Source organism: Paenibacillus sp. D2_2 (genome assembly GCF_031199965.1).
In the GTDB taxonomy this organism is placed as follows: Bacteria; Bacillota; Bacilli; order Paenibacillales; family Paenibacillaceae; genus Fontibacillus.
Genome location: NZ_CP133605.1, coordinates 2,469,907 through 2,495,874, shown reverse-complemented (window position 1 = coordinate 2,495,874; position 25,968 = coordinate 2,469,907). Strand labels below are relative to the sequence as shown.

Genomic DNA, 25,968 nt, shown 5'->3' with positions numbered 1-25,968 from the left:
TCGTCGTGCAGCCCTTTCATTAGATGGTAACTCTACTTGCCAATTAGCGATTGAGAGCATGATATAATCGTAAAAGCTGTAAAATTATCTTTTATTATTATAACTCCCTTTTGCTAATCGTTAAAAGGGCCTATGCGATCAAGTCGTTGCTCAGGAAGAAATACTCCACCCGCCGGTCTCATGCTGCCGTCTCCATAGACGGGCATACAGGCCATTCAATGACAATAGCTCCTCATGCCGGCCTGTCTCTACAATCTGCCCCTGATCCAATACGGCAATCTGATCGGCATGACGTACCGTTTTGAGGCGATGCGCAATAACGATAACGGTTCTTCCTTGTACAAGCTGGTCAATCGCCTTCTGAATCTCCGCTTCATTCTCAGGGTCCAGCGAAGCTGTCGCCTCATCTAAAAGCACGACGGGAGCGTCTTTCAAAATCGCCCTGGCGATGGAAATCCGCTGTTTTTCTCCGCCCGACAGCGTGCTGCCTCCTTCGCCGACCAGCGTGTCATAGCCTTCGGGAAGCTTCATAATGAAATCGTGGCAGCAGGCGAGCCGTGCGGCGGATTCGATCTCTTCCCCGGTTGCATCGCCTTTCCCGAAGCGGATATTGTTAGCAATCGTGTCCTGGAACAGATACACATCCTGAAACACCATGGAAACCTTCTGCAGCAGCGCCTCCGGATCCATCGCATGTATCGCTTCCCCACCCATGGTCACTGTCCCCTGATCCGGATCATAGAAGCGGGCGATAAGGCGGAGCATGGTGCTCTTTCCGCTGCCTGAAGGCCCGACCAAAGCGGTGAAGGAGCCTGTCGGCATCCTGAGACTTACCTTTTGCAGAACAGGCTGTTCCAGATAGCCGAAGGTAACCTCCCTGAACTCGATATCATGTCCTGCTGCGGGCTGTCTGTCGCCTTGCATCACAGGTTCCTGCAGCAGTTGGACGATGCGCTCGCCGGCTTGCTCATGATAACGGAACTCCGCATAACCAACCAACGCAATCGTCAGCGGCTCGAATATACGGGTTCCGATGATCAGAAAGGCCATAAAGGTCATCAAATCAAGGCTGCCGCCGAGAAGCAAATGAACGCCGACAATAACCATAAAGGTTAAACCAGCCCGAATACAGGCAATCGCCATCAATACAATCGGCCCCAACAAGCCTTCAAGCCGGATACTCTGCCGCATCAATTCTTTGAATGAACGTTCCAGGCGGGCAAAGCGCTCTCCGCTCAAATTATAGGCCTTGATGACGCGGATACCGTTCAAATACTCCTGAAAACGGTTGGCCGTATCGATCTTGGCTCGCATATGCTGAGCCCCAAGCCTGCGTTGCAGGCCGGTGGTCAATAGCAGCAGCAAAATAGCGACCGGAAGCGCAGCGAACAACGACAGGGCCATGCGCCAATCGAGCACCGATAGCCCTGCGAGAGCAAGAAGCGGCATGACAATCGCTCCCAGCATCTGCGGGACCAGATGTGAGATACCGTGCTCCAGCAGCGTGAAGTCACCCATCATCATATTGGCCAGGTCCCCGGGATCACGCTTGTTCAGGAAGCCCAGCGACAGCTTGCGCAAATGCTCGGCTAGACGGGCCCGGCCGTCAGCGGCGGCGCTGTAAGCAATGCGATACTGAGCGCGATAGGCAGGAACCTCACTGATATATAAAAGTATCAACGACAAGGCCATCCCCCCGCATACCCACCACAAACGTGTCATGTCTAGAGCAGTCCCCGGAGTGGTAAATGATTGAAAGATGATCCTGATCGCCTCCACAAGCAGCACAAAAGGAACTATGCTGAACAAATTGGCCAACGTTGTATACAGAACCGGTCTGATTAAGGCGCGGGGATTACCCGCGGTAATATTGCGCAGCATGTTCATGTTCATCCACCCCCTCCTTCTGGCCGATGCTCCAATTCTCAGTCTGCCGGTATGAAGCCCACATTCGGGCATAGATTCCTCCAGCCGAGATCAATTCCTCATGTCTTCCCCGTTCGGCGATGCGTCCGCTCTCCATCACGAGAATCTGTTCCACATCCTTGATTGTGGACAGACGATGCGCGATCACGATGACCGTCTTCTTCTGCATCAGCTCTTTCAGGGCCAGTTGCATCTCGTATTCATTCTCGGGATCAGCAAATGCTGTGGCCTCGTCCAGCACAAGCACAGGGGCATTCTTGAGGATCGCCCTGGCAACGGCCAGCCGCTGCTCCTCCCCGCCGGACAGGTATACGCCTCCTTCGCCGATCAGTGTGTCATAGCCCTGCGGAAGCTGTTCAATAAAAGCGTGACATTGCGCCGCTCTCGCCGCTGCATGCACCTCCTCCGGCAATGCGTCAGGCCGACCGACGGCAATGTTGTTATACACCGTATCATAGAACAGAAATGAATCCTGAAATACGAAAGCAACGGTATTCATCAGATCGACGGTGGCCATATCTCGGATATCAACATGGCCAATGCGAATCGCTCCGGACTTCACATCCCAGAATCGGGGCACCAGATTTGCCACCGTCGATTTACCCGCTCCCGACGGGCCCACAAGCGCCGTAACCTCCCCTTGTCTGGCGATAAACGAAATATCCGATAATGCCTCCATGCTTCCGGCCCCCGCATCGTATGCGAATGAGACGTGATCGAAGCTTATGTCATAGGACTCCGGCTGCTGCGGATGTATCGGCTCTGATACAGGCTGCTCTTCGAGAATCCGGTCAATACGTTCTACCCCTTCACGGATATCCCTCAGCGTAGAGGTCAAGGACATGATCTTGAACATCGGAGAAGAGATACCCGGGGCCATGATCAGGAAGAACAGCAGCACGGAAGCAAAAGCAACGTTTCCCGGATCGCGGCTTAGCAGATACACGCCTACCGGCAGAACGAACGCGGCGAAGGAGCCGAGAATCACCTTGAATACCAGATATCCGGTCTGGAATTGGTCGGTGTATTTTAAACAAAAATCACGATATCGAATCATATCTTCATAAAATTGACGGAAGGATTGCACCGTTTGCCCGAATACCTTAATGGCAGGCATTCCTCTTACATACTGAACGGCAGAAGCGTTCATCCGTTCCAGTGAATCGTGATACTTCCGCACATTCTCCTGCGTCTTAGAGCCGGACATCAGCAAGCTCTGGACAACCAGCGCAAGAACGATAGGCACAATGCAGGCGATAGCCAGCCATACGTTGAGCAGGAACATGACCACAATCATGAATAGGGTGGTGACCGCGACATGAACAAGATCGGGAAGCTGGTGGGCAATAAAGGTCTCTACCTTCTCCACATTTTGCTCCATCGTCTTCTTCACCGCTCCCGTTGACGTGCCATTCAACCAGCCTAGCGGCAGTCTGCCGATATGGGCCGACAATTTCACCCTTAATCCATATAAAATTCGAAAAGCGGCTACATGCGAGACCATCCCTCCGGCATACATCATGATCAGGCTTCCCAGCAGACCGCAGAGGGCGATAATCCCCCAACGCACCATCAACGCTCCATCAGCCATGGACGGTTCAGCGGCATGCTCCAGCAGCTCCTTCAGAATAAAAAATACAGCGGCATAGGGCACCAGCATACAGACGGCGCTTATCGAAGACAACAAACCGGAGAGTATTAACAAACCTCGTCTTTCCCCGGCGATTTCAAACAATCGGGACATACCTTTTTTATGAGTCAATTGAATCCCTCCTCCACAAAACGCTTATTGCAAGCCTTTCAGGATATCCTCGACAAACTGATTCATCAGCGATTTCTTGCCCAGGGCAAATAAGGCTTCATTGTAATTCTGGCGGCTTGTCATACGATATTCCTTGCCTGCCTAGACTGCCTTCAGGCTGTTCCAGATACTGCTCTTCTCCAGTACGTTGTCCGAGCTATCGGCCATCAAAATCAGATGATCAGGATTCAGCGTGGACAGCCCCTCAAGACTGGTCACTTTGCCGCCCCATGCGTCAGGCTCAGGCAAGCCCGGCGCCGGTGGAAGCCGGAGATCGTTATAGATCATTCATTATTGCGATAGATCAGACGGAACACGAACCGTCTTTCTTCTTAAGGAGAAGAGCCCGGTCACACAGATTAACAGCACGCAGAACGAGTAAGGTGCCGCTATATTCACCGTGTATAATGCCGTTCCAGTAACTGGACCCAGGAAAGAGCCCCCTCCCTGCAAAGCGGCGATATAGGAAGCGACACTCCGCTGTTCCTCATCCTGTACGGCCAGCGACGCTCCTGCACTATAACCTAACAATGTGAAGCCAATCCCGATTCCGAGAAGAAGGAAATCGACATAGGCATACTGGATGAAAGCGACAAGCCCCAGCAGTCCGAGTACAACGAACAGCAAACCAACCCGAAGCACATGGTCAGATTTCCATTTCAGCTTACTGATTACGATCTGTGAGAGTACGACCATGACTCCTGACAGAGCCAGTCCCAGCCCGATCAATTGTGTGGCCTGGCGGGCATCATATCCAAGATGGTCCTGGACATAGAAACCGATTGTCACTTGAACAATATTCAAGGCAAAAGAGAGCATCAAACCGATCCATAGATACAGGCGAATTCTTCCGTCCAGCGGCGAGAGTGAAGAAGCCTTGGCGCTGCGGACCGTCTTCTGTTCCGGTTCATCCTCGATCAATAATCCCAGCAGAATCATCATTAGGGCAAGCAGTATGGCTACAGCGTACATCGGAGCTGTCAGTCCAATCGCCGCCATGCCTCCACTCATCGCCGGGCCTAATACGAACCCGAGTCCGTTCGCCGCTCCGAATAAAGCCATGCCTTTCGTCCGCGTCTCTTGTGTTGTCCACCCCATCACATAAGCTTGCGCCTTGGCCGGAATTCCCCCGAAGAAGAAGCCTGCGACAGCGCGCAGCAAGAAGAAAATCCAGAATAGCCCTGACGAACCTTGCCAATGAGCTGCTGCATAGTCCGCAAGCAGAGCGAATATGACCAGCGTGATCAAATAGACGAACATAATGGACGCCAGCATCTTCTTCCTGCTCATGAAGGTTTGTTTCTCCCAGAAGTACCCTCCTAGCAGCCAGCAAAGACCGGCTACCGATACCAAGCATCCCGACTGAAGCTCGCTAAGACCCAAATCTCGGGATAGCGGGCCGATAATTGGATTAAAGGCAGCGATCGATATCATGCCACACAATACAATAAGAAACATTACAGTGAATCTGTATTTCACATCTTTTCACTCCTATCTATCGCTGTTTTCGAACCCCATTCGTTAATGCGAATGATTTTCATTATCACTTGTTCATATTACCTTGGATTTAAGCCCTGTCTCCACCACTGGACGGAGTATTTCTACGGTTCAAGGGAGCGATGAAGACAACAAAAAAACTGCCCAAAAGAGCAGTTCATTTGTAATATATCATTTACGATAGAGAATTCGGGGGTTGAATCGAAGAGCGTCGGGCCAGACTTCCCGGAGTTACCCATACTTATCCCGAAATGCTTGTGCAAAATGACTTGGATTAGAATATCCGACGGCGAGCGAGGTCTCATAAACATTCATATTTCCTTCCTGAAGCAGAAGCAGCGCTTTCTCCAGCCTCTTCTCCCGCAAATATCCGAAGACAGTCGTGCCGTACATCTCTTTAAAGCCAACCTTCAATTTATAATCATTCAAGCCGATCATCCGGGATAGCTCAATTAATGTAGGCGGATCCGCCATCCATTCCAGAATGATCTCCCGCGCTTTCTTTATTTTGTCTACATCGCTATTGGATAAATTCGATGTTTTACGTTTAATCAGTAGCGACTGAAACGAAGATGACAGCAATTCAAGAACACTACACTCTAGCTCCAAATTACTGATGCCTTTTTGCTGAAGCGCCTGCATCAGACGTTTTATGGTCATGGAAGATGCCGGATCAACTCTCTCTTGGAAGACGCGGTAACTCCGTTGACCAAGCAGTTTATTGAAATCAACCGGCCTGCTGCTGTCAGCACCCTCTAAGAAATGATGAAAAGTGGAAACAGGAATCCCGATGCCGAGCATTTGATAAGGCTGCTCTTCCTCGAATTCGAACCGTACCTTTGTCTCGCGAATAAGCTGCAAACTGATCATCCCCGGAGCCAAATGATACTCCTCTCCATCCGCACTAAACTGCCGAGTGCCTTGTGAGCAATAATGAAGCTCAATCATTGGCATACCGGTTTTAAGCGATACATCGACTTCACGTTGAAATGTCATCTCAGAGACAACAATATTCATATCATGGCGAGGCACATAGCGCTGAACCCGCCCTGTCCCCATTAACGAGCTCAGCTCCATCGGTTCAGAGCGGTCGGTATATTGCCGCTGTAATCCCAGACCATCAAAGAATAAATTGAAATTGCGATGAAAATCTGTATTCTTCATGGATTTTATACCTCTTGAATTAAACTGGCTTCTTTATCAAATATCCAAGTGATCAACTGCTTGCCCTGTTCACAAGTGATATGATGATGATCAGCAGTGCCTGCTAATCTTTCATTTTATATATTGTAAAATTTCTTCTGGATTCTGAAAATAATGGTCCGCTTCAATGTTATGCGCTGGGTTTGCTCCCCACGTAGCCAGGCCAAAAGCCACCTTGGAATCACGAGCACAACTGGAATCATAGACGGTATCCCCTATGTAGATTGCACTATCCGGATCTGCTCCGGCAACCTCCAGGAACTTATGGATTGGCTCAGGATGAGGTTTATGATGTTCGGTATCATCGGCGCAGACGACGACCGATAAATATTTTAGTAGACCAAAGGGTTCAAAATCATCCTTTAGTTCCGCCTTTGTCTTCGAGGTCACGATTCCTAATTGAACACCTCTGGAAGCCAGAGTACATAGCAGTTCTTCCACGCCGGGATACACATGGATCGAATCCATAAAATCCTTCATATACCGATTCCATAATTCATTTGCTCTCTCAATATCCTCGATTCCGAACTGTGGAAGAGCTCGTGAGCCCGGAATACCTAATACAAATGACAGCTCTTCACGCTTATAGCTCTTGTTATATTCAAGCTCAAGCATCTTCTGCAACGATCCAAACACCGCTTCTTCTGTATTGATTAAAGTACCATCAACGTCAAAAATAAAAGTCTTATAGATTGTTCTCACCTCCGGATCATCGTCGAACCCATAACTTGTTCGCTCAACAATACAACGAATCTCAATAAGATAATGTTACATTCGTCAGGACCATTCCCATATTGTAACTTCACAGACGGGTCCCGAACTCCGAAGAGACGAACTCAGATTCTAGTAGTGAATATTGGTATGAATCATGCCATTTCCCTCTATGCCATAAATGCTCTCGCAAATGCCCCTCGTATTTCATACCATTCTTCTGCATGACCTTGGCGGAGCCCAGGTTATCCGGTCGGCATGTCGCATAAATTCTGTGAATCCCCAGTTGCCCGAAACCAAAACTAATCATCGCACCCGCGGCTTCCGTTGCATATCCTTGTCCCCAGAACGCAGGGTCGAAACAGTATCCGATCTCGGCTTGTCTTGATTTGCTGATATGAAGACTGCAGCCTCCTATTAATTCCCCTGTTGCGTTAAGTACCACAGCAAATTCATAGTCTTGACGAAGTACCTGACGCTGCTGTTCCATGACCAGTTCAACATATTCCCTCGTCTCGTCTTCCGTATTCGGACCCCAAATCATATGTTTGGTTACTAGTGGGTTCGAAGCATACTTATGGACATCACCGATATCCTCCAATCCAAATTCCCTGATCGTCAGCCGTTTCGTTACAAAATGCATTTCAACCCACCTCCTGGTTCCTTCATTTCATGGATATGCTCATTGTTAAATTGTACTTTGAACCCTGCTTTTTTTCTACCAAAACATGTATTTGCGCCTAATTTATTTCTTATAATTTTTAAATTTTCTCCTAGCCATCCCGACATGCCAGAAATTCAGACACTCTTCTATTCTTGACTCTACATTCTAACCTATGCTAATGTAATCCGAAGTATCAAATATTGATATTAATTAAACCCTCCTACACATACATATGAAAGGAATCTGAACGAAATGATGATATATGGCCGTATTGCCATCATGATGCCCCCGTTTCCCTAGCTAAGCTCATATTCTTGTTGTAATTCGCAGACAGAATATTAGCTTGTAGGAGGGCTAAATAGAATGAAGAAATATGCAGTTCCATCTCTGTTATTAATGATTATCCTTGTGGCTTTTCCACAAATAAGTGAGACCATCTATACACCATCCTTGCCCGACATCTCAGCATCGCTTGGTGTCTCCAATAGCTCCGTGCAATTGACATTAAGTATTTATTTTATCGGATTCGCGTTGGGTGTATTCTGTTGGGGATGGCTCTCCGATCTTTTAGGTCGCAGACCCGCAATGCTCGGCGGGCTCCTTGTATATGGAGCAGGGAGCTTGATGTGCTATTACTCAGGATCTATCGAGCTATTGCTTGTCAGCCGTTTCATTCAGGCTTTCGGGGCGGCAACAGGGTCGGTTATTACCCAGACGATCCTTCGTGAGAGTGTATCCGGTGATAAGCGACATGTTATGTTCGCGCAAATATCCGCGGTCATCGCCTTCACACCAGCCGTCGGACCGCTCATCGGCGGTTGGATCGACCAGTTTTTTGGCTTTAGAGCGGTATTCTTCGCCTTGGTCGTTATGAGTGTTCTACTATTTTTGTATGCTTTCTTGAGATTGCCAGAGACAACCGATGTATCAGCCAGAACTAAGGTAGCCATCATACCCGTATTAAAAAGAATTCTGATATCACCGCGAGTGCTTGTGTTCGGACTGCTCATTGGCGGCATTAATGGGGTTCTATTCAGCTATTATGCGGAAGCTCCTTTCCTGTTCATTGAGTATTTTCATATAACACCAGGAGCTTACGGCTTCTTGGGTATAGTCGTTGCTCTCGCTTCTGTAATCGGGGCGATGATCTCCAAAAGGATGCTGACCATCTATGCACCGGAGAAGATCATTCATATCGGCTGTCTGGTGATGACCGTCGGCGCTATACTGCTAGCCATAGCAAGTAGTTTATCTATGTTATCCGACTTGATCGCTATTGTGTGCATTCTGATCGCTTTATTCATTATGCTGCTCGGGTCTGGGATCGCTCTTCCCAATTGTCTGAGCCTTGCATTAGTCAGTTTCCATGACGTGATCGGCACAGCAGGTGCGATATTCAGCTTGGGGTACTACTTACTAGTCAGCTTGGCAACCTGGGGAATGAGCCTGCTTCATAATGGTTCATTGCTAACGATGCCTCTCTACTTCCTAGCGATAAGCGGGATGATGTGGCTGCTTAGTCGGAGATATATTACAGTAAAATAAATGGTAGACTATAAACAACATCATTGCTTATAAGGAGCGTTAATCCGGGGCAAATAGAAAATAAGGCAGTCCTGCACTTCGGCAGGACTGCCTTCTATATTATTCTAGCAAGTACATATATTCGCGAATTTCTCTATTCTCTCTATCACTCGCTGCTCAGCATTTCCAACTTGTTCAGATGCCATATTTGAGAGTTCAGTATGATCCCCAACGCAGACAGAGTAATATGCTTGTTCAAACATCGAGATGTCGTTGGCGTCATTGCCGAATGCAATGAACTCTTGAGCGCGGAGACCTAGCTGCTGTAGCCCCGCCCATTTGTTAACACCCGTTGGACTGATATCGATAATATCTTCCGCATGATGCCTATGAATGACAATCGGCAGCTTCTGCAGTTCAGCGAGCAGCTGCTCCGGGTCGAGACTGTTAAGAATAACAACCTTCACGAGTTCATTCAACTCATCAAGGGCTCTATTATGAGCTCGGCTCTCAGGGTCCAGATTCCGTCTAATTGGATGCTCTACATTCCCCGTATATGCATAATCCCATTCACTATCGGCTAAGTCAGCCGGCCTCATATTGTTCTATCAGACGAACGATTCGTTCCTTCGTCTCTTCGTCAAAATGGATCGTTGACACCATATGTCCCTCTGCGGCCACAAAGGCCCCGTTCCCACCAACCATTGAATAGCTATGCATATGGGACGGCAGCACTGGCAGCAGATCGCGGATCGGCCTAGCGGAAGCAAAAATAATTTCATTCCCTCGCACCACCAGATGATCGAGAGCCCGAGTCATTTCGGTACTTAGCGGTTTACCAGAGAAACATATCGTGCCATCGAGATCAAATACAAACTTCATGCCCTTACTCCTTCTTTTTCTATTCATTTACCTCATGATTGATACGAGCTATTCGAACTACCACTACATCATAGCAATTATCTGTATAATAAAAAGGACATATGTCCGAAATTAGGAGGTAATTATGAAATCAACGGTGGATCAGATCCGCATTCAGAACTATATTCAACAATATCATTTGGAACATCTCTTTCGCAACCGGACCGTCTTTCTCTACAGCTTCGCATCTATGAACGCAGTGAAGTCATACTTCGGGAAGGATCCGAATTAGACGGCATTTACTTTCAAGTTGAAGGCAGAACACGGGTCTCATCCAGTGTCGAGACAGGTAAATCACTTCTACTTCGGTTCTGCCATCCTTTATCTCTCTTTGGAGATATTGAGCTAATTCAGAAGGTAGTCATACAATCTCAAGTCGAAGCCGTTCAGCGCACTACCTTCTTATTCATTAATAAAGATACCGTAGAGAACGTGCTTATGCAGGAGAACAGCTTCTTAAATGAGCTACTAAGACACTTGTCCTATAAGCTTCAAACCTGTACCACGGCTTCAAGAGTCAACCTGCTCGCATCCGTGGAGGAACGTTTTGCTAGCTACTTATTAACAACAAGGCTACAAAATGAATTCGGCAAAGAAATCCTAACCCCGCATATTTCCGAGATCGCTTCATTAATCGGTACCACACCGCGACATCTTAACCGTGTTATTCATAAGCTGATGGTAATGAACGTGGTCATTAAAGAGAAGAAGCGGCTCGTCATATCAGATTGGGCACGCTTAGAGGAAATATCGAACGGCATCCGATATGAGTAGCAGGAAAATCATGCATATTCAGTGCGACCTTGGATAACATAAGTTTATTCTGCTTTAGAACAGCTAATTTCCAGTAAATCAGAGGAGTTGAATCTGATGTCGAGATACAGCGAAGAATTACAGAATAAACTCGGTCAATTCCTCCATGGCAGTGGTGGATTGATCGTCAAAGGAATCGGTAAATCCTTAGCCGTCTCCTATATGAACGGTATGGTGGATAGCCTACAGTTAAATGTAAATATTTTGGGACGTTTACCTGTGGACGGCGAGGCAAATTCCCTAGATGAAGTCCTGGACTGGGTCGCCATCGGAGACTGTAAAATGGTGGACAGCCTTGAGCAGTCTATTGAGAAGCTGCTTAGTGGATATGTGCTCATTACACTTGCTGAATCTGCTCAAGTCATTCTGATTAATATTGCATCCATTCCTACGCGTTCGCCAGGTAATGCAGACACTGAATCGACAATTTACGGCCCGCAAATGGCCTTTACTGAATCCATGGAGCAAAATATCGCGGTACTTCGCTCTTATATTACTAACGAAAGGCTCATCCAGGAGTCCGTTAAGCTTCCATCAGACACGAACACGCTAGCGAGTATTCTCTACATGGATGACTCCGATAGCAAGCCCTTCGTCGAATTGATTCGGGAGCGTATCCGCAACCAACAGAATAAAGGAATTATAGGTAGCCCCTTATTTCTACAGCTTCTTCAAGATAATAAATACTCGTTATTTCCGGAGAGCAGTCTGTCGGAACGCCCTGATCGTACCTCCCAAGCGCTTCTTGAAGGGAAAGTCGTCGTTATTGTTGAGGGTAATTCACAAGTCATCATCGGTCCAAATGCCTTTATTGATTTCTTTCACTCGGTAGAGGACCGGTATTCCACTTGGGGAATTGGCCTATTTAACCGTTGTCTGAGAAGTATAGCATTATGTATCTCTATTTATTTAACCCCATTGTATGTTGCGGCGGTTACATACCATTATGTTATTATACCGACACCACTACTTAATCCACTTATATCTACACGCGCTAAAATACCTTTCCCTCCACTGATTGAAGCGCTGATACTTGAAATAGCTATAGAACTGCTTCGTGAAGCAGGCGCCAGATTACCGTCAAAGGTAGGTCAGACGATTGGTATCGTTGGTGGTATAGTCATCGGACAAGCAGCCGTTGAAGCAGGATTTACTAGCAATTTGCTGATCATGCTAGTGGCCCTCGCTGCACTTGGATCCTTTACAACTCCGAATTATATGATGAGTTCCACCATTCGAATCATCCGTTTTCCAATGCTATTAATTGCCGGATTTCTCGGTTTGCCGGGAATTGTCTTCCTAAGCATAGTACTCATCATTCATTTGCTGCGTATGACGAGTTATGGGAAGCCCTATCTATTTCCACTCTATCCTCCAAGCAAGAATGGGCTTATTCGATCTATGCTGCTTACAGTCCCATCACTGTTCCACTATAAGACAGATTTCACTCGAAATAATAAACAACGTTTAAGTAATCGGATCCTTCAATGGATGAAATCAAATGATCATTCCGACTAAGGAGAAACTATGAAAATCAACAGCCTGCCTAACAAAAACTTGCAATTTCATGCTTTCTTGCTATCGTTGATTATTTGTAATTTTCAAATTGGGGTTGGTATTTTTAATTTTCAACGACCTATTAATAAACTTGCCGGACACTATGCCTGGATGTCTGTTCTTCTAGCGGGAATCGTGACTCACTTGGTCATCTGGCTTATCATACGTATGCTGCGAAAGTATGAATCCTCAGATTTATTTGGGATCCATTACGATATATTCGGTAAAGGGATCGGAATGACGCTGAACTTAATATACATGCTCTATTACCTTGCAGTCTCAGCGATTATTATACGAAATTATGTAGAGGTTCTTCAGACATGGATCTTCCCTGATATCTCCTCATGGTTGGTCATTCTGTTGTTATCCATATTGACGGTGTATGTTGGAAATGGGGGTATTCGGGTTATTGTAGGTTTGTGCGTCATTGGCTTTATTATCATTCTGATTACTTCTTTGTTATTTTATTATCCTCTGAAGTATGCCATATGGAGCCATCTTCTCCCCTTGTATACAGATGAACCTTTGAAAGTTATTCAAGGATCGCTACAAATGGCATTTAGCTTGGCCGGATTTGAGATCATTATGCTGCTATATCCATTTGTTCGCAATAAACAGCAGGCTCAAATGCATGTTCAGTTGGGAGCTGGATTCACCAATCTTATATATCTCGTCTTAATGTTGATTTCAACTGTGTATTTCTCCTCATGTCAATTAGAGAAGTCCATCTGGCCATCTATTAACATGCTTAAAATCATCAAGTATCCTTTTCTCGAGCGTCTGGAGTTCATCGTAATTTCTATATGGATGGTCATTGTGTTAACCGGAATTGCGATAAGCACTTGGGCCATTAGTAGAGGATGCAAACGGATGTGGAATAGCAATCCAAAAGCGATCATGATCATAGTCATGACGTTGATTTTTGTTATCTCTTATAATATTGAGGAGCATACGAAAATTAACCAAGTCAATCATTGGATTAATGTATTCAATATAATACTTAGCTATATATATCCGTTAATTCTCGCCTTGATTGCAGGAATAGTATTGAGTATCCGACAAAGGCGTAAATCTGCCGGAGGTGATTCAAAATGAGGATAACCCGTCTGAGCCTTATTTTGATATCCTTCTCCTTATTGCTATCCGGATGCCTCAAGACAAATGTTCTGGAAGATATCTCGATTGTTATTGCCCTTGGTTATGATGCAAAGAAAGACCATTCATTTCAGGTTACAGCTTCTTTCTAGAGTCCACACCAGAATACCAAAAGAGTAAGCGAACGCTTTCCGTTAACGCCATGACAAGCAAAGGGGCTCGCCGGAAAATGAATGAAAGCCTCCCCTATGAATTGGCTAGCGGTCAAACCCGTGTAATTTTGTTAGATAAAGATATCTTTCGCCTCCATATGATTAACGAGATCGATGTATTAAGCCGCGATCCTTCACTTGGAGATATGATCAAGCTAGCGATTGTGGATGGCAATGTAGAAGATCTACTGTCTCACTCTTACGAAGATCTTGCAGATATCGGCACATATCTGAACGATTTGCTTGACCATAATACTCAGCAGAGCTGGAGCCCCATTATGACTTTGCATGAATTTACGCGATGCCGTGGTCGCGATATGTCAAGAGATATCGTACTGCCCATCATTAAACGTGAGGAAGAAAGAATAGTCTTGACGAATATCGCTCTTTTTCATGATGATGAAATGGTCGGTCAAGCATCACCTAGGGAAGGTTTTTTTCTGAAATCACTTAGAGGAGAGCCCACGGCTTATCAGTATGAAACCACTATAAAAAAAGAAAACCTGAATAAGAGTGGAATGAATAAATTTCTGGAGAATGAAAGCACGGATCAAGATGTAAAAGTTGTCATGAAAATCATTAAAAATAAAGCTAAAGTGAAGCTTATAAATCCCCATAACATTGAATTCAACGTAGGGATCAATATGGACATCGACATTCAAGAAATATCAGAACCATATCAGTTCGATAAGCCAGAAGCAGTCGTGGCCATTAAGAAACAATTGGATATAGAATTATCCAATCAGCTTCAGGAATTTCTGAACAAGCTGAAGGCTGTAAACTCCGATTGCATCGGCTTTAAGGAAGTGTACCGAAGTCAGGTTTCACAAGCTCAGCTCAAATCGACAAATTGGAGCAGTGTCTTCCCTTCTTTCACTATTCATGGGAATGTAAAGATAAGAGTTATCCGTACTGGTACTTTGGAGTAAATAATAAGAATCAGCATCCGAAGGTACGGCATGCTGATTCTTTGAGTTCCTTTTGATAAATAGAGTAACTGAAAATCCTCATCTTATAATTTTATCCCGGTACTGTTCCTTCAATAAGGAGAATAGTACGGCATCCACAAACTGACCTTTCTCGTAGAAACACTGTTTCAAATAGCCTTCCTCAAAAAATCCTGTCTTCTCCAGTAAATACCTAGATCTGATATTATCAGAATCAATGTAAGCTTCAATACGGTTCAATCCAAGATCATCGAAGCCAAAGCGCATGATCTCCTGCAGAACCTCCGACATCACTCCCTGCCCCAATAGATCGGGTTAAGCTCGAAGGTAATCTCCGCTTTATAGTGTTCCTTTACCCAATTGCGATAACCGCACGTTCCGATCACCTTATTACTCAGCTTATCCGCAATCGCCCAACGGAACCCCATCTTCTTAGTATAACGGCTGTTCCACGACTGTATTAGATCCTGCGCCTGCTTCAACTCTACGAAGCTCTCAACCTCATAATACTTGGTCACTTCATCATTGGAGAAATAATGGAATATATCGCCGGCATCCGCCGCTGTCAGCTTGCGTAAAATAAATCTTTCCGTTTCTAACTGAGGGAACAGCTTCATGAACAACCGTCCTTTCTCGCTTATTTCTTTCCCATGATTATACATCTAACAATTAGGATACGGATACCCTTTATTTGAAATTCGGATGAGTAATCATATAAAAATGACGGTTGCTTGTCCCCTATATTAAGTGCATACTTTTCTCCCACGTCCCTTTAATTTCAACACCTGTTTCCTTTGCAGCTGTTTCTAAGCTTATGATTTCTTGTTCTGTTAATTTTATCCCAGCTGCGGTAACCGCATCTTCAACATGTTTTGTTTTTGTTACACCGATGATTGGAACAGTTCCTTTCGCAATAGCCCAAGCCATAGCAATTTGTGCGCATTCTACACCATACTTATTTCCTATTGCTCTCATAACATCGATTAAATGGTCTAGCTTTTGCAGTACCTCAGGAGTAAAGGCATCTCCACGTCTCGTTCCGGGCTTAAATGGATTCTGAATATTATACTTTCCTGTTAAAGCTCCTTGTTCTAATACCATGTACGAAAAAAATAAAATGTTATTTTCTTTGCACCAATCAATTATCCCAGCTTGTTCAGATGAGCGATAAAGCAGACTATAGTGGTTCTGCACGGCTGAAAGTTGTAAACCTTCTTTCTCAAGGATTGCAGCCGCTAGCTTGATCTCTTCTAAATTATGATTAGAAACACCTGCGTATTTGATTTTTCCGTTTTTCATCAATGGAATTAGTTTAGAAGTCCATCTTTCCACATCATTTGGATTATGAATCCAATAAAAATCAACAAAATCAATATGAAGCCGATTTAAACTCTGTGTGAGCATTTCCTCTAGTGCGTGTTCTGGCTGTTCTCCACGTGGAGTGAATTTTGTTGAAATTAACACATCACTTCTTCTATCTTTAATAAAACTCCCCAAAATAGTCTCAGATGCACCCATTCCATAAACGGCTGCTGTATCCAGCAGATTAAATCCAGCATTCATAGCTGCATTAAAAACGGGTTGTAGCTCCTTTTCAGAAGGATTATTGCCAAATATAGCATCTCCACCATTTATACCATTTCCCCAAGACCAAGTTCCAAGTGCAATTGGAGGTATTTTTACGTTTTTCATTTAAAACACACCTTTCCACATCGTTATAAACTAATCATTTATTATAGAAAAACGCCTAAATGATTAAATGTTCGAACGTTTAATCATTTAGAGTATTCTATCTCACAAAAATATAATTTGTCAACGCAAGGACTTCAATCCATAAAAAAACAGTACGTTAAAAGCACTCAACAAGGACTTTTAATGCACTGTTATTTAATGTCCCCTACTAAATGTACATCATTGTTATTCGTAGGTGATATCTAATGTGTTCGTACTTTGATTATAGGATACCGAAGCTCCCAGACCTCTAGCGAAGACTTGAGCGGGTACATATGTAATTCCTTGAATCACTTTCGGTGCGGCACTCGCGGTCTCGGCCTTGCCGTTATAATACACGGTCTTGCTGTCCAGCGTTAAGGTCATATTATGAACATCTTTCTCCACCGTGATCGTTCCACTCTGCTTATTCCAGGTAACACTTGCCCCCATTCCTTCGGCAATCTCGCGAAGTGGAAGTAAATTGGTGTTCTCATAGATCAATGGATCACTATCAAATGAGAGTTTCGTTCCGTTAACATAGACGATAAGTCCTGACTTCACATAGGTCGGTGTCGCTGGCTTGGATTTGCTCGAAGTTGTTATTGTCTTGCTCTTGGTCGTTGTTTTATTTGTAGTAGTCATCTTGCTCTTAGTCGTTGTTTTGGTCGTGCTCTTCTTACTGGAAGAGTTGGATTTGCTTGAACCCCCACCATTATGATAATGATACTCTCCGTTCTTTAATCCCCATTTCGCACAATTCGTGCGGCAAGTATGCCCGCCATTTGCATCTGTTCTACCTGGATGTGCGGACACCGAAGCCACAGAGCTTGTGAGAAGCAGCACAACGGCGATTATACCAGCGCATATACTTTTTCTAGTTCTTCTCATGCAATATGCAACTCCTTAGTATGATATATACAATTATGGTCTATGTTAGCATGTACACTTTACAAAGAGAAGAACTTAATTGTGTAGTACTGTTTCCTTACTGATGAAGTTGTTCATAGCGGTGAAATCGCCAACGATGAATACTCATCTCACTCTTCATTTTTAACCTGCAATTTGGCATATGCATTCAGAAGATCTTCTACCAATATCCCATTGATCCGCATTCCCTCCAGTTTGCATTCATGAATCTCAACCTTACGTAAATCACACTTCGTAAAACTACTCTGTACAAGCTCACAATGCTCGAATCTGACAGGCTTTCCCGCAGTATCTGGATTATAGTGAAAGTCTCCTTCTCGTGGAATGCCGATATTATGAAAGTAAGCCCCTCCCAACTGTGCTCCGTCGATCTCGAGATTGCTGAGATTTGCATTGGTTATTTTGGTTCCGGCAAGCGAAACATCTTCCATATACAGTCTCTCAGCGCCAGTCGCTATAAATATCGATCCATCCAAGCATGCTTGCTCTGTCTCAATGAGTCCCCATGTATTAACAATTTTTATTTTTTCTCTTTCCATCTAATCAATCCTCTCTTCAAAGTCTTAGTTAATGATTCAATAATCTTAACGTTACTTACAAAACGACCCAGCCTTAGATAACAAATATCTTAAGCTCGGTCGTATGTTGTGTTTACTACATCCTTCATCATATATCTGGACGCCCTATTTCCCAATGGAATCCAAACGGATCTACCAATCTTCCTATTCGCCAATTATGAGAATCGCTAACAGGATAAACTTCCTCCCGCCCGCAACTAATGCTTGTTCAAATACAGAATCAGGATCGTCTACAGTTAAGATCATCGGAATGGCATTTCCGTTACTAGCTTCTGGATCGTCACTAACCCAGAATTCAGCAGCACCAATAGAGAGTTTAGAGACAATCGCACCACTAGGATCCTCTAAATGATAAACTTCGTTAGCTTGAAAGGCAGATTTATAATAAAAAAGCGCTCTTCTGCCATCGCTGACAGATAACCATGGTGCTAACGTGCAAGAATGCCTTGTACTTTCAACTGCCATTATCCTTGACCTCCGAGTCATGTAAATCGCGTAATATATTTATGATCCAATTTTCATGAAACCCCTTTCTATAAAATTCGCTGAAATCGGCTGAACTCCTGTTTCTCGAGCCCATATAGACAACTGTCCGATATGATGAATTTCATGCATGATGACATGCCTTAGCACTTCTCCTGCAAAATAGGAATCGTCATTCCAAGGGACCTGAACCGTTACATATTCCATATCATTCTTCCAATTAGCTAAGTATTGCTCGATCTGAGGACGATACTCATTGGATAATTGATGAATGAGATCTACACTCATGTAATCTTCAAACTTGGGGTCAGTGACGGGATTATTACTAATACCTTGAATCCAACTATACTCGACATCGACAATGTGAAATAGCGTTTTCAGAATGGATCCGACGCCACCTGCTCGATTCCGGAGCAGTTCTTCCTCAGATAACGGACGGCATAACTCAAACCATTGGTCTCTATTTTCCCAATTATATTTAAAAAGATATTTCATAGATGCTCCTCCAACCCTATCTGCAATATTTATATGATTGATTAGTTGTATTGAATGGCCCCCAACATATTCCCATTGGGATCAATGAACTTAAGAACCCAGCCAAACCCTTCATTTTGATAAAAAGTAATCTCACTTCCCAAAGACTTCAGTAATTGAAATAGTTCATGGATTCTCGTTGTATTGAACAGCAGTACCGGCATGATCTCCCCGTTTACAGTAAAGTTAGCTTGACTGTCATCCAACGTCTCCCACAACATTAACATTGTGCCTTCAGACAAAGTTAGAAAAGCGTGCCTATTTTTATCAGACTTACTCTGTAGTCGAAAACCAAGATTAGTAGTATACCACTCTATAGATTCTTCCAACTTTCTCACTGGAATTTGTACATGCTCCAGTTTATGCAGAAATGGTTGTTTCACTGAATACACACCCTTTCTGGATTTTCTTGAATACTGCAGACAATCTGATACTTATTTAATAATATTCATAATTTCCCCGTTATATCTGTATATCGTGTTCCACCTACGGATAAATCTTCTCATGCCGCTCCAGCATCGTAATAAACTGTTCAATCCGTTTCTGCCTCGTCTCCTGCTTCTTGACGTTATTAATTCTAAACAAGATCGCATATTTGTTTTGGCTGTCCAACATAGCGTAAAATTCTTTCGCCCGCAGATTCTCATCCAATTTACTCGCAAAATCCTCCGGCAGGGTGGCCTTGCTTTGTGATTCGTAGGCGTTATCCCATCGTCCATTCTGCTTAGCTACCTCAATCGCTTGGTGACCGGCTGGCTTCATTCTACCATTAGCGATAAGAACTTCCGCTTTCTCCTTATTCACCTTCGACCAGATACTTCTGGCTTTGCGAGGAGTAAAACGCTGCAGCCAAGTATCCTCATGACACTTTTCCTTCTGACTGTCAATCCATCCATAACATAATGCGCAGTCTAGCGCTTCGCTATAAGACACAGTAGTGATTGCAGAATTCTTCTTCGCAATCTTCAACATAATTCCTTCTGAGGTTTCGTGATGCTGTGAGAGCCAGTCCTCAAAATCCTGCTGACCACTGAATAACATAATAGGCAAATCAGTGTTTTTCGCCATTCTATTGCCTCCGTTACCACAATATTCATCCTGTTTATATGGACAACGCTTTGCTCCGATAAAGGATAGTTCAAACAAAAATCCCGCACCATAAAATCGTCCGATATGAGACCATCCTGATGCGGGAATAATGTTAATCTTTACTAATCAGATTATACCTTGATCATATTCATATGTCACTGCAACTACTTCCGAGTACCTACTTCCGATAACCTCGCTTCTTCTCGTACGAAGCCTCCAAGTACCCTTGATATAACCAGATCGATGCCGTTAGCCAGCAAGCGCTGATTAAATATCCCCCAAGCTGAAGCCTGTCTTTTCAAAACCCTTTTACAAAAAAGGGCCATCACGGAGGAATAGCATAGCTGCTTAAGTAAAACATTGAGAAGAGCGGACTCGGATACGACGACCAAGAACATAAGAGGGGCGCGATCCACGATGGCGTGCCATGGATCGGAACATGTAGCGCATGACCTAATAGCCTGCTCGAAAATTTCGGCGCTCCGTTTCTCGTGTTGAATAGAGGAAAATATATTTGGTACGAAAGATCGTTCAAATTCGAATTCCGACTAGGAAAACTGAGCATTTACCTACGAGAAGAACGTGGGTTTTTCACGAGGGGAAATACGATAATTTTTCCGATGCGTTCAAAAGGTGGCAGGCCACTATTTCCCCACGTAGGGACGAATGCCGGATCCATTGGCAATTTGGCGCCCGTAGTATTACACGTGGATGGAAATGCATTATAAGTCGACGGAAGGACAAAACGATCGCTTACACCGCGAAATCGTTCTTAGAGGTTTGACGCGCTATAAGTTGGCAATCTCAGAGCATCGACCGAATCATTCATGTTTTGCTGTTCATGAAAAAAAGCCCACCTTCCTTTTGAGCTGGAAGAATGGGCGGAACAACTGACGTCAAATTATATCTACAGCCTGTTCAAGAAGGTGATTTGGACGAATCGCTCTCGTCCTCAGGTGTAAATGTCGATTGCTATGATCGCCGCCGGTGAATCGGGGAAGGTCAACTTCAAATAGCGAAGTTCTCTTGCAGGAAAATCAAAGTACAAGAAGTTTTCTTCCTTTTTCACGCCATCGATCTTCAAAAACGTCTTCCCGTCAAAAGAATATTCGATCTCTGTCTTTATAGACTCTTCGACCGATTCGGCAAACATGATCACGGCTCTGTCGGCGCTCTTCCTCCCCTCCAAATCCACCATGATCCATTCTTCGCTCCGGTCTGCGGCGGCCATCCAGCAGGTATCCGCGGTGCCGTCGGTCACATTCATCGAGAGAAAACCTTCGGCATAGCTGCTGCAAAACACGGGACGGCTCCTGGCGATATTGAAGATCATATCCTCGCCCGGCGCCTTCATGCGTGACGGCGGTCCCGACTGCCAGCGTAACGGCTGCCCCGCCAATGGCACCGCCCCCACCGCCTCAAGCGTCAGCTCGCTCTTCAACTCCCCGCACCGCGCCTGTACCTGGATCGTGCCAGCGTAATAGGACCGCAGCTCGATTGCGCCCATGCCGTCCAGAAAGCTACCGGCCTCAGTCGATAGTTCGATCGTGCGTCCCGTTGGGAACAGGCCATCACCGTCCGTTACCTCCAGTGTGACCGTCGCCGGACAGTTGACCCGTTGACCGTCGATGTCCATAAGTTGCACGATCAGATGGGCGTCATCCGTCCCATCCGTCCGGATGACGGTACGATCCGTCGTCAATCTCAGCGCATGACCCACGCCGTCGCGCGCAGGAGTCGGCGGTTCGATGCCAAGCAATTCGTACCTGTACCTGTACCAGGCATTGAGCGAAGCCGGTAATAATCGACGATCCCCATATGGCCCATATCGGAAAAGATGCTTCCGTGATGAATTCCGCACCACAGCGCCTTTCCTGATCTCCAGCTCGGATTGTGCTCCACTCCGTACCCGTAGTACGGCGCATATTCACCCGGACGGTCGGCGATGAAGCTGCCGTACTCGGATACAAAGTTCGGGAATCCGGGTCCACGTACAAGGCGGCCCCGTCGCCGTTGTATCCCGCCAGATCGCCTAGCGCGTCGAAGCCCATACGCTGCGCTCCGCCGACAGCCGCGGGGCGCGACGGGTCGAGACGATGCGACTCTTCTACCAGTCTTACGATAAGGGTGCGCGCTTCGTTCATGACCTCTAGGTCACTGAAGAACGGCTCGTTGGACATACTCCACACGATAATGCTCGGATGATTTCGGTTCGTCCGAATCATCTCCTGCAGAGCCAACAGGCAACTGGCCTCGAACGCCTCCTTGTCCTCGTCCCGGACAGGGTAAGCGCTGCTCGTCCAGTAACCCTCTACCTTGGGTCCACCCGTCCCCCAATAGCACAGCTCCGACCAGAACAGCATCCCTTGTTTGTCGCACTCGTCCGCGAACCATGTATGATGCGGATAGTGCGAACCACGGATGAACTGGAAGCCGCAATCCTTCATGAGTTTAATATCGCGCGCCATCCCTGCACGTGTGACGGCGTCGCTCCAGCCAGCGTGATCCTGATGCACATTAGCACCGTGAATATCAAAGTGCTCCCCGTTGAGAAAAAAGCCCTCGTGTGCATCGAACCTGAACCAGCGGATGCCGAAGCTCGTATCGTATTCGTCAACCGGCACATCCAACCGGTAAATTTGGGTGCGTAGCTGGTACAGACACGGTGTATCGGGGTGCCATAGCTGCGGCGAATCGACAAGGCCGCAGTCGACGAGTTCCAGACTTTCGCCCGGCGCGATCGACAGTTGCTGTTTCGTTTCAAATACTATCTCGTCCGCATAAGTCACGCTCGAGACGAGCGTACAGCTTACAGACGCAACGCCTTCGTTAACGACCTCCGTCCTGATTTCGACCGACGCCCGCTCACTCGACACTTCAGGCGTCGTCACGAACGTGCCGTACCAAGCAACATGTAGCGGATCCGTGACGATCAGACTGACGTCCCTATAGATGCCGCCATTGAAAACATGCTCGCCGGCTCGCGGCGCGAGCCGCGGATTCCACAGATTGTTCACACGAACGTACAGCAGATTGTCCCTGCATGAGCCAGTTCGCTGATATCGATGAAGAATGCGGTATAGCCGCCTTGATGGCTACCAGCCAGACGACCGTTAAGATAGATCTCGGCATCTTGAAAAACGCCCTGGAATTCAAGACCGATCTTCCGGCCAAGCCATGAAGCGTCGATATGGAGGCGTTTACGATAGCAGCCATATCCAACATAAAAATCATTTTCCATGAAATACGGAATGCCGAACGAATGCGGAAGTCCGACAGTGTACCACGTTGAGTCGTCGAACGATTCCGCCTTTGCCTCCGGGATATCTCCGTACATGAATGTCCACTCACGATTGATCAATTCCTAATGTCTGTGACCGAGGTTTGACATAAAGGCTTCTACTTCCCTTCATTATAATTAGCGAATCGCGAACGTCTCCCCGGCGTCCGCGATCCGCTTCTCAGGAGGTAAGACGAGGTCTTACGATGTAAGTCGAACCTGCCGTCGCAGGCCATTCTGCCGTGCCATCTACGGCGTATACCACATTGACAGGCACCTCCCCCGAAATCACGGTTACTTGCATGCCTGCAAATAGGCGTAAATGCCCGCTCCCGCCCTCGCGCACCCGAATCGTTGCCTCGTCCAGCATGCCACTCGACCAGCGGATATCCACCTCGCAGCATCCCCGAGCCCGCAGACCGGCGACAGAACCAGAGGGCCACGCCTTCGGGAGTGCCGGCAACAGACGGATGACGCCGGCATGGCTCTGAAGCAACATCTCTGCGATGCCCGCCGTAGCGCCAAAGTTGCCGTCAATTTGAAATGGAGGATGATTGTCGAGCAGATTAGGCAGCGTGGATTGGGCGAGTAACGCACGAATATTGTCGTATGCCTGATCGCCCTTCTCCAGCCGAGCCCAGAAGTTGATGATCCAGGCACGGCTCCAGCCGGTATGCCCGCCACCGTGGGCCAGTCTCCGTTCCAGCGTCGTTTGTGCGGCGGCGGCCCATGCCGGCGTATCCCTCAAGGTGATCCGGCTACCTGGATGCAAGGCAAATAGATGAGAGATATGGCGGTGCCCCAGCTCCATTTCCTCGTAATCCTCCATCCACTCCATTAGCTGCCCGTTTCCGTCTACAGCCGGCTGGGCAGCCTACTCCGCGCCTCTATCAAGGCTGCCCTAAACGCTTCGTCCTGTCGTCGCCGGCAGGACGCCTCAATACAAGCGGAGAAGAGTTCGTACAAAATCTGGCTGTCCATCGATGGCCCTCTGCAAATCGTGCCGTATTGGCCGTTTGGCAGCACATATATATTTTCAGGAGAGACAGACGGACTCGTCACCAGATGGCCGTCCTCGGTCTCCGTGAGGAAATCCAGAAAGAACGTCGCTGCCTCCTTCATCGTCGGATAAGCACGTTCCAGAAACGTGGCATCTCCGCTGAAGGCATACGCCTCCCACAGATGTAAGCACAACCAGGCGGCACCCATCGGCCAATAGGTCGACGGGAACCAGGTGTCCTGCGGCGCGGTGTCGGCCCAAATGTCGGTATTGTGATGGGCGACGAAGCCCCCACAGCCGTACATAATCCGTGCAGTCCGCCTACCAGGCTCTCTCATGCGTTCAATCAGGTCGAACAGTGGCTCGTGACACTCCGCGAGATTGCAGGTTTCAGCAGGCCAATAGTTCATCTGTGTGTTGATGTTGATCGTATATTTGCTATCCCAAGGCGGCAGCATATTCTCATTCCAAATTCCTTGCAGATTCGCGGGGAGCGAGCCTGGACGGCTACTCGACTGGAGTAGATAGCGGCCGAAGTCGAACAGCAGCGCATCCAACCCCCGGTCGTCGCCCCCTTGCCTGACGTGCTCCAGCCGGACATCAACGGGTAATCCTTCATGTTCCTCCATGCCATCAAGCCGCAATGAGACACGGTCAGCCAGTGCCTTGAAGTCCCGGACGTGGCGCTCCTTGAGCACATCGTACCCACGCCCGCTCGCCCGCTCCAGCGACGCGAGCACCGCGGCTTCGGGATCGTCATGGCGGTACGAGGTCGCCGCCGATACAAGCAGCAGTACGCTGTCCGCTTTATCGACGACCAGGTACTCCCCGATCCGCCGGACATTGCCATTCCTCGAGATCGCCCGCAATCCGATGCGGAAATCCATACCACCTTGTCCGCCACAGTTGCCCCGCATGATCAGCGTTGCGCACGCTGGTCGAGCAATCTCGTCAAAGTATCTGTTCATATCGCCACGCATCAGGCGTGCCGTGAGCGAGATGCCCCCGGCAAGTCCGATTCGTACCGGAACGCCATTATGCCATCCGGATAGCTGGCGAACGCCTCCTGCCGGTACTGTACGCCATCACGCAGGTACGAGGCGCTCACGACGCCAGACATCATATCTAACTCCCGGCGATATTCGCTCCAGTCACCACCTTCTGCGAACTCGATTCTCATGTCGCCGAGCGGCATATAATGGCGCTGCGATTCAGGTACGCCAGACAATGCCATCGCCGCGAGCCGGTGAGCCACGTCGAGCTCTCCCTGTACAATCGCCCGGCGAATCTCCGCCAGATGGGCCAGCGCGTCCGGATTGTTGCGGTCCCGCGGACCTCCGTACCAGACACTGTCCTCGTTCAGCGCAATCCGCTCTTTGCTGGGGTGACCGAATACCATCGCGCCCAGCTTACCGTTCCCGATCGGCGCCGCTTCGTCCCATGACCCTGCAGGCTTATCGTACCACCATGGAGAGGTTGCTTTGTTCATGCTT

The 25,968-nt window shown here is 47.0% G+C and carries 30 protein-coding genes and 3 pseudogenes; 8 read left to right on the top strand and 25 right to left on the bottom strand.

Annotation, left to right across the window (positions count from 1 at the left end; all coding sequences use genetic code 11):
• Positions 1 to 150: 150 nt before the first annotated feature.
• From RE628_RS12720 to RE628_RS12690, 7 genes are all read right to left on the bottom strand, one after another.
• Positions 151 to 1,887 carry an ABC transporter ATP-binding protein gene (locus RE628_RS12720; protein ID WP_309159456.1) on the bottom strand — a complete coding sequence of 579 codons (1,737 nt, stop codon included), beginning with the start codon at positions 1,885 to 1,887 and terminating at the stop codon, positions 151 to 153.
• The gene (locus RE628_RS12715; protein WP_309159014.1) at positions 1,856 to 3,688 is read right to left on the bottom strand and encodes an ABC transporter ATP-binding protein; all 1,833 of its coding nucleotides are present in this window, start codon (positions 3,686 to 3,688) and stop codon (positions 1,856 to 1,858) included. Before RE628_RS12715 ends, RE628_RS12720 begins: the two co-directional genes overlap by 32 nt.
• 141 nt (positions 3,689 to 3,829) lie before the next feature.
• Entirely contained in the window at positions 3,830 to 3,976 is a 147-nt protein-coding gene (locus RE628_RS12710) for a hypothetical protein (RefSeq protein WP_309159013.1), read from the bottom strand.
• Between the two features lie 42 nt (positions 3,977 to 4,018).
• Positions 4,019 to 5,206 (bottom strand): MFS transporter, encoded by a 1,188-nt coding sequence (locus tag RE628_RS12705; protein ID WP_309159012.1) that lies wholly within the window; start codon positions 5,204 to 5,206, stop codon positions 4,019 to 4,021.
• 249 nt (positions 5,207 to 5,455) lie between these two features.
• On the bottom strand, positions 5,456 to 6,388 hold the full coding sequence (locus RE628_RS12700; RefSeq protein WP_309159011.1) for an AraC family transcriptional regulator: 933 nt from the start codon (positions 6,386 to 6,388) through the stop codon (positions 5,456 to 5,458).
• A 111-nt stretch (positions 6,389 to 6,499) separates the two neighbouring features.
• On the bottom strand, positions 6,500 to 7,129 hold the full coding sequence (locus RE628_RS12695; RefSeq protein ID WP_309159010.1) for an HAD family hydrolase: 630 nt from the start codon (positions 7,127 to 7,129) through the stop codon (positions 6,500 to 6,502).
• Between the two features lie 100 nt (positions 7,130 to 7,229).
• Positions 7,230 to 7,781 (bottom strand): GNAT family N-acetyltransferase, encoded by a 552-nt coding sequence (locus tag RE628_RS12690; protein WP_309159009.1) that lies wholly within the window; start codon positions 7,779 to 7,781, stop codon positions 7,230 to 7,232.
• 384 nt (positions 7,782 to 8,165) lie between these two features.
• Here RE628_RS12690 and RE628_RS12685 point away from each other — a divergent pair, with 384 nt between their 5' ends.
• Positions 8,166 to 9,347: a multidrug effflux MFS transporter gene (locus RE628_RS12685; RefSeq protein ID WP_309159008.1), complete on the top strand. Its 1,182-nt coding sequence runs from the start codon at positions 8,166 to 8,168 to the stop codon at positions 9,345 to 9,347.
• A gap of 104 nt (positions 9,348 to 9,451) precedes the next feature.
• Here the strand turns inward: RE628_RS12685 and RE628_RS12680 are convergent, their stop codons facing one another.
• Positions 9,452 to 9,925, bottom strand: a complete 474-nt coding sequence (locus RE628_RS12680; protein WP_309159007.1) for an HAD family hydrolase — start codon at positions 9,923 to 9,925, stop codon at positions 9,452 to 9,454.
• On the bottom strand, positions 9,912 to 10,208 hold the full coding sequence (locus RE628_RS12675) for an HAD family hydrolase (RefSeq protein ID WP_309159006.1): 297 nt from the start codon (positions 10,206 to 10,208) through the stop codon (positions 9,912 to 9,914). The genes RE628_RS12680 and RE628_RS12675 overlap by 14 nt, the downstream gene beginning before the upstream one ends.
• A gap of 124 nt (positions 10,209 to 10,332) precedes the next feature.
• On the opposite strand from RE628_RS12675, the gene RE628_RS12670 reads away from it, so the two are divergent.
• The 7 genes and pseudogenes from RE628_RS12670 to RE628_RS12640 all read left to right on the top strand — a co-directional run bounded on the left by RE628_RS12670 (position 10,333) and on the right by RE628_RS12640 (position 14,853).
• Positions 10,333 to 10,479 (top strand): hypothetical protein, encoded by a 147-nt coding sequence (locus RE628_RS12670; protein ID WP_309159005.1) that lies wholly within the window; start codon positions 10,333 to 10,335, stop codon positions 10,477 to 10,479.
• Positions 10,434 to 10,631: pseudogene (locus RE628_RS12665) on the top strand (cyclic nucleotide-binding domain-containing protein); the annotation flags it as partial. The gene RE628_RS12670 and the pseudogene RE628_RS12665, both read left to right, overlap by 46 nt.
• Positions 10,632 to 10,685: 54 nt before the next feature.
• Complete coding sequence (locus RE628_RS12660) at positions 10,686 to 11,021, top strand: Crp/Fnr family transcriptional regulator (RefSeq protein WP_309159004.1); 336 nt, start codon at positions 10,686 to 10,688, stop codon at positions 11,019 to 11,021.
• Positions 11,022 to 11,117: 96 nt separating this feature from the next.
• The gene (locus RE628_RS12655; RefSeq protein WP_309159003.1) at positions 11,118 to 12,578 is read left to right on the top strand and encodes a spore germination protein; all 1,461 of its coding nucleotides are present in this window, start codon (positions 11,118 to 11,120) and stop codon (positions 12,576 to 12,578) included.
• A 9-nt stretch (positions 12,579 to 12,587) separates the two neighbouring features.
• Entirely contained in the window at positions 12,588 to 13,712 is a 1,125-nt protein-coding gene (locus RE628_RS12650) for a GerAB/ArcD/ProY family transporter (protein WP_309159002.1), read from the top strand.
• A complete protein-coding gene (locus tag RE628_RS12645; protein WP_309159001.1) occupies positions 13,709 to 13,864 on the top strand; it encodes a hypothetical protein in 156 nt (51 codons plus the stop codon). The genes RE628_RS12650 and RE628_RS12645 overlap by 4 nt, the downstream gene beginning before the upstream one ends.
• A gap of 77 nt (positions 13,865 to 13,941) precedes the next feature.
• Positions 13,942 to 14,853 carry a Ger(x)C family spore germination C-terminal domain-containing protein gene (locus RE628_RS12640; RefSeq protein ID WP_309159000.1) on the top strand — a complete coding sequence of 304 codons (912 nt, stop codon included), beginning with the start codon at positions 13,942 to 13,944 and terminating at the stop codon, positions 14,851 to 14,853.
• A gap of 78 nt (positions 14,854 to 14,931) precedes the next feature.
• On the opposite strand, the pseudogene RE628_RS12635 reads toward RE628_RS12640, so the two are convergent.
• The 16 genes and pseudogenes from RE628_RS12635 to RE628_RS12565 form a co-directional block, all read right to left on the bottom strand.
• Positions 14,932 to 15,488 (bottom strand): annotated as a pseudogene (locus RE628_RS12635) (GNAT family N-acetyltransferase).
• A gap of 121 nt (positions 15,489 to 15,609) precedes the next feature.
• Entirely contained in the window at positions 15,610 to 16,563 is a 954-nt protein-coding gene (locus tag RE628_RS12630; RefSeq protein WP_309158999.1) for an aldo/keto reductase, read from the bottom strand.
• 225 nt (positions 16,564 to 16,788) lie between these two features.
• Complete coding sequence (locus tag RE628_RS12625; RefSeq protein ID WP_309158998.1) at positions 16,789 to 17,472, bottom strand: copper amine oxidase N-terminal domain-containing protein; 684 nt, start codon at positions 17,470 to 17,472, stop codon at positions 16,789 to 16,791.
• 149 nt (positions 17,473 to 17,621) lie between these two features.
• Entirely contained in the window at positions 17,622 to 18,050 is a 429-nt protein-coding gene (locus RE628_RS12620) for a pentapeptide repeat-containing protein (RefSeq protein WP_309158997.1), read from the bottom strand.
• 183 nt (positions 18,051 to 18,233) lie between these two features.
• Positions 18,234 to 18,554: a VOC family protein gene (locus tag RE628_RS12615; RefSeq protein ID WP_309158996.1), complete on the bottom strand. Its 321-nt coding sequence runs from the start codon at positions 18,552 to 18,554 to the stop codon at positions 18,234 to 18,236.
• 39 nt (positions 18,555 to 18,593) lie between these two features.
• Positions 18,594 to 19,067, bottom strand: coding sequence for a DinB family protein (locus RE628_RS12610; protein WP_309158995.1), 474 nt, complete (start codon positions 19,065 to 19,067; stop codon positions 18,594 to 18,596).
• A gap of 41 nt (positions 19,068 to 19,108) precedes the next feature.
• Complete coding sequence (locus RE628_RS12605) at positions 19,109 to 19,489, bottom strand: VOC family protein (protein WP_309158994.1); 381 nt, start codon at positions 19,487 to 19,489, stop codon at positions 19,109 to 19,111.
• Between the two features lie 103 nt (positions 19,490 to 19,592).
• Entirely contained in the window at positions 19,593 to 20,174 is a 582-nt protein-coding gene (locus RE628_RS12600; RefSeq protein WP_309158993.1) for a YdeI/OmpD-associated family protein, read from the bottom strand.
• A 185-nt stretch (positions 20,175 to 20,359) separates the two neighbouring features.
• Positions 20,360 to 20,497 carry a hypothetical protein gene (locus RE628_RS12595; protein ID WP_309158992.1) on the bottom strand — a complete coding sequence of 46 codons (138 nt, stop codon included), beginning with the start codon at positions 20,495 to 20,497 and terminating at the stop codon, positions 20,360 to 20,362.
• Between the two features lie 650 nt (positions 20,498 to 21,147).
• A complete protein-coding gene (locus RE628_RS12590; RefSeq protein ID WP_309158991.1) occupies positions 21,148 to 21,831 on the bottom strand; it encodes a discoidin domain-containing protein in 684 nt (227 codons plus the stop codon).
• A 22-nt stretch (positions 21,832 to 21,853) separates the two neighbouring features.
• Entirely contained in the window at positions 21,854 to 23,086 is a 1,233-nt protein-coding gene (locus RE628_RS12585) for a glycoside hydrolase family 2 protein (RefSeq protein WP_375143111.1), read from the bottom strand.
• A 122-nt stretch (positions 23,087 to 23,208) separates the two neighbouring features.
• A complete protein-coding gene (locus RE628_RS12580; protein ID WP_309158990.1) occupies positions 23,209 to 23,556 on the bottom strand; it encodes a sugar-binding domain-containing protein in 348 nt (115 codons plus the stop codon).
• Between the two features lie 100 nt (positions 23,557 to 23,656).
• Positions 23,657 to 23,938 (bottom strand): glycoside hydrolase family 95-like protein, encoded by a 282-nt coding sequence (locus RE628_RS12575; protein ID WP_309158989.1) that lies wholly within the window; start codon positions 23,936 to 23,938, stop codon positions 23,657 to 23,659.
• A 90-nt stretch (positions 23,939 to 24,028) separates the two neighbouring features.
• Positions 24,029 to 24,286, bottom strand: a pseudogene (locus RE628_RS29620) (glycoside hydrolase family 95 protein); the annotation flags it as partial.
• Positions 24,287 to 24,330: 44 nt separating this feature from the next.
• On the bottom strand, positions 24,331 to 25,455 hold the full coding sequence (locus tag RE628_RS12570; protein ID WP_309158988.1) for a glycosyl hydrolase family 95 catalytic domain-containing protein: 1,125 nt from the start codon (positions 25,453 to 25,455) through the stop codon (positions 24,331 to 24,333).
• Positions 25,455 to 25,964: a glycoside hydrolase family 95 protein gene (locus tag RE628_RS12565; RefSeq protein WP_309158987.1), complete on the bottom strand. Its 510-nt coding sequence runs from the start codon at positions 25,962 to 25,964 to the stop codon at positions 25,455 to 25,457. The genes RE628_RS12570 and RE628_RS12565 overlap by 1 nt, the downstream gene beginning before the upstream one ends.
• Between the last annotated feature and the right edge of the window lie 4 nt (positions 25,965 to 25,968).